This window comes from Clostridium sp. CM74B_53 (genome assembly GCF_036318045.1).
Classification (GTDB): Bacteria; Bacillota; Clostridia; order Lachnospirales; family Lachnospiraceae; genus Pilosibacter.
Genome location: NZ_JAWQDE010000016.1, coordinates 69,726 through 78,335 on the forward strand (window position 1 = coordinate 69,726; position 8,610 = coordinate 78,335).

Sequence of the window (8,610 nt, forward strand, 5' to 3'; positions counted from 1 at the left end):
TTTCTAATACATGATTCCCCTTAAATAAAAGATAATATAAAAAGGTCACTTTACCCATTTTGAGGGATGTAAAGTGACCTTCTCTTAGTCTATACGGATTTCCCTTATGTTTTGATTAAGAATGCCCTCTCAATGTATGGAAGGCCGGTTCAATTATATGTGTCTATTTTAATTCTGGAAACAGTTTCTCCAATTCTTCATGAAATGTCCCATTCCTTAATGGTTTGCCGCAGCGTCTCGATGGTCTGCTTTTCTGCTCATTAATGTTCCGGTTTACAGCCTGCATTTCTTCCTTGGTTGTAGTAGATTCCTGCCAGCCTCTGTTCACGATCATTTTTCTGGATCTTCTGTTGGTTCTGGAAGTCTCTGGCTGCTTTTCCTATAACGGTATGGGTTTCCGTTTGCAACTTCCGTTCCGGATTTTTCTTTATGGATACAATAAGCTCTTTTCCATTAATAGAACCGTTTATAACAACATATCTTTCACGCATTTACTCCGATAGTCACTCGGCGATATTTTGTATCTTTCTTTAAATGTTCGGTTAAACGTTCTTTGACTTTCAAATCCACTATCCAGACAAATATTTGTAATAGAATCCCTCGTATTTTCCAGACGATAACATGCGTAGTTTAACCTTGCATCATTAAGATATTGATTGAAATTTCTATGGAATATTTGAGAAAAAAGCCTAGATAAGACATATTTGCTTACCCCCAGATCTTTTGCCATCTCTTCCAGCGAAAACTTTTTTTTGAAATTTGCTGATATATAGGAAACCGTCTGGTAAATCAGATCCCTGCTCCCCACATTACTCTTTTCTACCAAATTCAATTTTCCCATGCAACGTGCTAACACAATCTGAAGATATGCCTGTGCAACAGTTATATCTGGCTGTTCTGTCTCTAAAATTGCATTTATAACTCTATATACCTCTTGTTCAACCTTTTCCGCTCTGATAATCGGATATTCGGGAGCCATGGATTGCATGATATCTGCAAATTTACTAATCACAAATGGCGATGCAATCAGATAAATGGCCTTATTTACACCGGGTGTCAGTACCTGATAGTGATGAATGATATCTGGAAATACAAATCCAATATCTCCTTTTTCCATATGGTAAAGTTCCTGTCCGACACCAAGCTCTAATGCTCCATTTGTTACACATACAATCTCCAGTGCATTATGAAGATGAGGTTCAATATGTTTTGACTTTTTATTGACCGCTATAATTTCCTCTTTTGTGTCAACATATTTTAACTGCATGAAATACTCTCCTTTGCAACATTTGTCTATATCTTCTTTCGATTTGGCAAGCAATCCTTTTTTATCTATCCTATAATCGACTTGTAAACAAGGAAAGGAGGAATTGCAAATGAGCAACCTTAAAAAATACCTGAATGACCTTTTACTATTCTACACAGAATATTTTGCGCATCCATACCATGTATAAATACTAAACAGACTGTTTTGTGAAAACTGAATATTTTGCTTAAGACCATTTCACAAAATGATGTGGTCTTTTTTATAAACTTTCTATAAATCTTTTGAATACAACTTTTCCTTCTTCTGTTCTCTTATATCTGGATCATCTATTTAATCCACTTTTCTTTTTTTGATTAGTCCTGAAAATATTTATATAGAAAAAGCATTGCCTCATTGAACAATGTTCAAACAATGCTTTTTCCCTGTCAAATGCTAATTCATGTCTGATGCATCTGTTATTTCATCTGCAGCAATTCCTTTTTCTGCTTTCAGTTTTTTATTTGCATCTTCAACATTCATTCTTGAAAGTGCAAACATAATCAATACATCAAAGATTAACGGAAGCCAAAGATACATGAACTGCATCATATCAAGTGCAGACTGTGGCTGAGTTGCATTTTTTCCGACATATCCACTGAGCTCAAGCATCCATCCAACAACAGCGGTTCCAATACCTCCACCGATTTTTACACCAAGAGAAGTACAAGAGTACATCGTTCCATCAATTCTCTTTCCCTGTGTAAGATAAGTGTATTCAGAGCAGGATGCAATAACAGCATTCATATCTCCCTGCCATGGTCCCTGACCTAAGGCTGCAAGAGCTGTAAACGCCATCATCAGCGGAACACTACCCATATATCCGGCAACAACAACAAGTGCTCTACCGATGACTGCTAAGATATAACCTCTTAAGTTCAGTTTATACATACCCTTCCACTTACCAACTAATGTCGGTGTAAAAATCAGGGCAATGATCAGTGGAATATTTACTGCCCATGCAAATTGTCCAAACAAATTCTTATTTTTCAGTACCCATGTCATGTAATAAATGCCAGCTCCAATCATGGCACCATATAACTGCTGTAAAATATATGTTCCACAAATCATCATGTAATATTTGTTTTTGACAAGAAGCTTGAATGCCTGTACCATTCCGTACTTTTCATTATCATTCTTTACTTCTCCTTCATTAAGTTCCTCCTCCGGAAGTTCCTTAACAGAAAGTGCTGAAATCGTATTTACGACCAGACCAATGATTGCATAGATAATAGCAACCGTTCTCCATGCCGCAGCATCTCCACCGCATTTATCTACAAATCCAACTGTAATCGCCTGAATCAGAAGACTTGTTGAAAATGCAAAAATAAAACGGTAAGATCCCATCTGTACACGCTCTTTGCTGTTCTTTGTAATCAGTGACGTAAGTGCTGAGTACGCAATATTGTTTGCTGTATAAAACACACCATTTAACAGTGTATAAGAGATAAAGAACCATGCATATTTAGCAGTCGTCCCCAAGCTGACTGGTACCGCAAAACAGCAGACTAATGTAATGGCGCAGCCAATATATCCATACAGCATCCAAGGCTTTGCTTTTCCCATTTTACTGTGTGTTTTGTCAATCATTGATCCAAAAAATATATCCGTGAAACCATCAAATAGTTTTGATACGGCAATCAGGGTACCTACGACACCTGCAGCAAGTCCTACTGAGTCTGTCAGATAGGGCATCATGAAGGATGTCAGGAACGCATAGACTACATTACCTGCAATATCACCCGAACCATATCCAATTTTGTTATACCATTTTAAATACTTTTTTTCTCCCATAAGACAACCATACTCTCCTTCCTTGTTTACAGGTCACCTGAAATTTTATTACCCCTTTACATACGGTACTAGAGTAAACTGGAACCGGAACCATACATCATCAAATCGGTACTGATCCAATACAACCGGGCCACAACTATTAGAGCCAATTCCATTTAATGCATAATCAACACAAAATACTACACTATCTGATTCTGTCAATTCATAATTATGCGTTTTCTTCTCAAGTTCTTCCTGTGTATAATAAGAAGCATTAAATGAGAAAGCGTTTTCCGCAGATACCACAATGCCATATCGGCTGTTGTTAAGTTCTACGTATTCACAATCATAATGACTACCATTTTCCTGTGGGCGGATATAATCCTCATGCAGGTCACCTACATTTGCCCGATACAGGCCATGACTCGCAGCCTGATGCTTATCTCGATAGCTTTCCTGTGGTCCCATTCCAAAGTATCTGGCATCTGTAAGTTTCTTGTCCAGAAACATTCTCACACCAAATCTCGGCAGATCCGGGAACTCATCATCTTTTGTTACTGCAATATCTGCATCAATCCGTCCAATGTCATCAATTTTCCATGCAATCATCACGTCAAGAATCTTCTGTACTGTTTTTGCCACAACAGAAGCATGGCTTATAATCTTTACCCCATGTCTTCCCTGCACGACCTCTGTCGTATAGGCTCTTGTATAAGCCCTATCATAATGTGCTTTCTTCCATTCAGACTTAATGTACATATCGTTATCTGTTGGAGCTCTCCAAATATTTAATTCCATCGGATGGTTCAGGTATTCCCGCCCTGCGAATTTCATCTCTGTAAAGAGTGCAGTACGTTTGTCTATGGTATAAGCAAATTCACGCCCCTTGATATGAATCTGTGTATCATTTTCATTTACCTGTAGTTCAGAGTCCACTGCTGTTTTTTGTAGCCATTTCTCTGCAAGTTTACATTTTGCATCATCTTTGCTTACCTCAATTTCATCAAATCCAAGAATACAGTTTTCATCCAGCAGTGGCAATTTCTTTTTCAGATGGTAAATAAATTTTAAATAACATTTTCCACTCTCTGGCACATTGATTTTAAGGTCTATTTTTCCTTCACTGTGTGGTGCCGCTGAAACTTCTGAAAGTTTACCTTTGCTGATTACAAGCCCGTCCTGTGTCAGTTCATAATTGATCTTCACATAATCTTTCAAGTCATCAAAATCCATGTAGTTATGAAGCACCAGTTCTCCGCTTTCTTTGTTATAGGAAATAACTCTTGCCGGACGATAAACATTCTTGTATTCCAAAAGTCCTGTGTGCACCGTTCTGTCCGGATATACTAATCCATCCATGCAGAAATTACCATCATGGATTTCTTCGCCATGATCACCTCCGTAAGCGTAGATTACCTTTCCATTCTCAGCAGTCCCATGAGCAATCGCATGGTCACACCATTCCCAAACAAAGCCGCCGCACATTTTATCGTTATCCTGGATCATCTGGAAATAATCTTCAAAATCTCCAGGACCATTTCCCATACTGTGACAGTACTCTACCAAAAGAAATGGTTTGCTTCCATCCTTGTCCAGATATTCCTGAATCTCAGAAAGAGCTGGATACATACGGCTGTACACATCCAGATTGCTGTAATCATATGTTTTATCGTAATTACGATATCTTGCACTCTCATATTGGGTGATACGGTCTGGATCAAATTTTTTTGTCCATTCCAATGCTTTTTCAAAGTTACAACCATATGCGCTCTCATTTCCCATTGACCACATGACAATACAAAAACGGTTTTTATCACGTTCCACCATGAGTTTCACACGATCAACGATTGCCTCTTCCCATACCGGGTCATCAGCAATCTTTTCATTCCACCGTTTGAACCGGTTATAATCGGTGTCTTCTTTTCTGTAGAGCATAAATGGTCCATGAGCCTCAATATCTGCTTCATCTATCACCATAAATCCATACTTGTCACACATTTCATAGAAAAATGGTACATTCGGATAGTGGCTGGAACGGATCGCATTAAAATTATGCTGTTTCATTAACGTAAGATCCGTTATAATCTGTTCCCGGCTGATCGTAAATCCAGTAACCGGATCAGAATCATGACGATTGACACCACGGAATTTAATCTTCTGTCCATTTAAGTAAATAACCCGATCTTTAATCTCTATCTTTCTGAGTGCAATATGATCTACGATTACTTCATTTTCTGTCTCAAGAATCAATTTATACAGATATGGATTTTCTGTATTCCAAAGTTCCGGACTTGCAATTTCTAAAACAGCAGCTCCTTCTTCGGCAATACTTCCTACTGCTACAACTGCTCCGTTTCTGTCTTCTATCGAAATCTTTACATTTACTGGGAAGTAAAACTTCACGTCAAGTTCTACTTTTGCAATCATATCCTCAATTTTTGTTTTTATATGGTAATCGCTGATTGCCTGCTCCGGACGTTTTAAAATGTACACATCCCGGAAAATACCACTCATACGGAATTTGTCCTGGTCTTCCAGATAAGAACCATCACACCACTTCATTACTAAAACTGCCACGGTATTCGTTCCATCCTGAAGTACATCGGTAATATCAAACTCACTGGTCATATGTGAAACCTGACTGTATCCTACGTAAGAGCCATTGATCCATACATAAAAGCAACTGTCTACCCCTTCAAAGTTCAAAAAGGCTCTTGAAGCTTTCTCATCTCTGCTGTAATCAAAAGTATGCACATAAGCTCCACACGGAATATCCTGCGGCACGTATGGCGGATCAAACGGAAACGGATACCGGATGTTTGTATACTGATGCACATCATATCCTGCCATCTGCCATACACTCGGAACCTGAATCACATCAAAGTGTTCCGTATCATAATCCTTCTCAAAGAAAGAATCCTGAATGTCATAAATGCTGTTAAAATACTGGAATTTCCAAGTTCCATTCAATAACTGCATACGATCTGATTCTTCTCTGTGTTCCACCAGGTCATCCATTCTTTTGGATGCCGGAATATAATAGGCTCTGGCTGGCATTGTGTTTTCATGCAATACACTTAAATTCTCATAATAACGCGGTACAATCATAAATAGCTCTCCTCCAATACATATACTTTTTTGCTCTTTGTTCTCCCACAGAAAATCTGATCCTTTCCTTTTATTCTTACGTTTCTTTGTTTTCTAAATATAGATTATCCTAATCCGCAAAATATGTCTATGAATTAGATTGGACAAAACATGCACTAAATGATACAATAATAAAAAGTATGAAAAGAGGTGACGTCCTATGTATATGAACGCCGGTTATTTGAACCACTCACATATGGATTTTAAAGACAAAAGTCGTCCACTGATTGTAGGAAGCTGTGGTACTTATCGTCTTTCCAGCCTTCCCAAGCTTCCCACCTACCGTCCGAGAGGACGTCTGGATTATCAGATTATATATATCACTGCTGGTTGTGTACATTTCCATTTTGATAATGTAGATAACGAAACGATTGTTCCTGCCGGTAACTTTGTACTTTACAGACCGAAAGAACTTCAGAAATATGAATATTATGGAGAAGATAAGACAGAAGTATACTGGATTCACTTCACAGGAAGCGATGTGAAAAATATCTTACGCCAATATGGATTTCCAGATAAAGAACGTATCTTTCACGTTGGTTCATCTAACGAATATGAACGGATTTTCAAACGTATTATCATCGAGCTCCAACGCTGTCAGGATAATTATGAGGAAATGCTTGTCCTTTTGCTACGCCATCTTTTAATTAGCTTTCACCGGGAACTGACTAGAGAACACATATCAAAAAATGAATATCTTGATCGTGAGATGGATATCGCTGTTACCTTTTTCAGTGAAAACTATCATCAGAATATCAATATTGACGATTATGCTGCCTCACGAGGGATGAGTGTCAGCTGGTTTATCCGAAATTTCAAAAAATTCACTGGTTCCACACCAATGCAATTTATTGTAGGAATCCGAATCACCAATGCTCAGATTTTACTTGAAACAACAACTTATTCCATCAATGAGATTTCTAAGATTGTCGGGTATGATAACCAGCTTTATTTCAGCCGACTCTTCCACAAGCTAAAAGGATATTCACCTAGAGAATACCAAAAGATAAGAAATAAGTTCTGAAAACCATAATATTATAAGAATCCAATTTATCTAAATTGCTTATCGGACTTTGGGTACCGATCAGTTGGCGGACAACAGAAAAATCAGTCATTAAAGGAAGGTGTCATCTGCTACGGCAAAGGAACCTTCCTTTTAAATTTGCCAAAATGCAATAGATATAAGGATGTGAACCTCACATGACTAAAGTCACATGCTTCTCAGCCGTTTTAAACGGCAAGACCGGATACCGGCGGATACGCCTGAAACTTAGAACTGCGCAGATATGCGCATCCTCCATGCCGGGTACGGCTGGGTTCCACATAACAGGTAGTCCTCCGGATATCTGCCTGTGTTTATGCAGCTTTCGAACATCCATACTCATTCTGAAGGATGAGCAGGTCAGCATAAACACATGAGGTTCTGCGCTTCACCGCAGGTACTTTTGCCTCCAGTGAAGACCTTTCCGTTTCCGGTATGGTTTTTATGATTTCCCGAATCCAGTATCTCGCTCCGATATTGTAGGATGCTGACAGATCACAGTTATACTGTTTTCCAGATTGGAAAACACACAGGCTGTGGTTCTTCGGATCTCGGCTGACCGGTCCGCTTCCATCATACGCCAGACGGCTGGTATTCCATGCGCAGACACGGGACACACGGATCCCATACCGGTGTGCTTTGTGTTCACACATAGTCTGGATCTCCCGTTTCTTCCAAAGATGCAGTTTCTGTCGTTTCTTTCCTGAAATCTTTCCCTTCATTTCCAGGTACTCAAACACGATCACATCCGCATGATTCTCATGAGCATATTCTGCGATCGAACGGGCAGTCTTTCTGGCAAGTTCCGTATTCAGACGTTTCGCATACGCCCATCGGCTTCCGATCTGCTTGGAACCGTGTTCCTTCTGGAATCTCCGGATCCTTCCGAGTACATGGGACAGCCGGTCTTTTTCACTGGGGAAATTGATAAATTTCCGGTCCAGGACAGTTCCGTCTGACCGCATGATACTACAGACTGCATCCGTATTGATTCCAAGATCCACACTGCAGATGAGCTGATCCTTTACAGGTGTTTTTGATAATGTAACTTCTTCCGTATAAGAAAAGCGGAGAAAATATTTCTGATGTCGTTTTTCCAAAACCGGAGCAGAAGACTTTTTTCCGGACCAGTGCCTGCGCAGGTACTCCATATCCGTATGAAGCAGACCTGCGCGGAACCATTTCCAGTCATGACCATCATAAAGCTTCAGGCAGGCCGCGTCTTCACTCTCTTCTCCTGGTTTGTACATGACATTCCGATAAAATACCGGCATCGCATGGTTTTCATATACAAGCTTCGGTTTTCCGGAAATCGCTCCATTTTTCCACTGTTCCAATCTTGTAT

General features: G+C 39.4%; 6 protein-coding genes. 1 reads left to right on the forward strand and 5 read right to left on the reverse strand.

The window, feature by feature from the left end; all coding sequences use genetic code 11:
* Positions 1–260: 260 nt before the first annotated feature.
* The 4 genes from V2546_RS12730 to V2546_RS12745 all read right to left on the reverse strand — a co-directional run bounded on the left by V2546_RS12730 (position 261) and on the right by V2546_RS12745 (position 6,184).
* Positions 261–491, reverse strand: a complete 231-nt coding sequence (locus V2546_RS12730) for a hypothetical protein (protein WP_329752531.1) — start codon at positions 489–491, stop codon at positions 261–263.
* Positions 467–1,267 (reverse strand): helix-turn-helix transcriptional regulator, encoded by an 801-nt coding sequence (locus tag V2546_RS12735; RefSeq protein WP_329752533.1) that lies wholly within the window; start codon positions 1,265–1,267, stop codon positions 467–469. Before V2546_RS12735 ends, V2546_RS12730 begins: the two co-directional genes overlap by 25 nt.
* Positions 1,268–1,699: 432 nt before the next feature.
* Positions 1,700–3,097 carry an MFS transporter gene (locus V2546_RS12740; protein ID WP_329752534.1) on the reverse strand — a complete coding sequence of 466 codons (1,398 nt, stop codon included), beginning with the start codon at positions 3,095–3,097 and terminating at the stop codon, positions 1,700–1,702.
* A gap of 48 nt (positions 3,098–3,145) precedes the next feature.
* Positions 3,146–6,184 carry a glycoside hydrolase family 2 TIM barrel-domain containing protein gene (locus V2546_RS12745; RefSeq protein ID WP_329752535.1) on the reverse strand — a complete coding sequence of 1,013 codons (3,039 nt, stop codon included), beginning with the start codon at positions 6,182–6,184 and terminating at the stop codon, positions 3,146–3,148.
* A 199-nt stretch (positions 6,185–6,383) separates the two neighbouring features.
* Between V2546_RS12745 and V2546_RS12750 the strand changes: the two genes are divergently transcribed.
* A complete protein-coding gene (locus tag V2546_RS12750) occupies positions 6,384–7,247 on the forward strand; it encodes an AraC family transcriptional regulator (RefSeq protein ID WP_329752536.1) in 864 nt (287 codons plus the stop codon).
* A 332-nt stretch (positions 7,248–7,579) separates the two neighbouring features.
* Here V2546_RS12750 and V2546_RS12755 read toward each other — a convergent pair.
* Positions 7,580–8,610 (reverse strand): transposase (locus V2546_RS12755; RefSeq protein WP_329752538.1); only part of this gene is annotated, 1,031 nt, incomplete at its 5' end.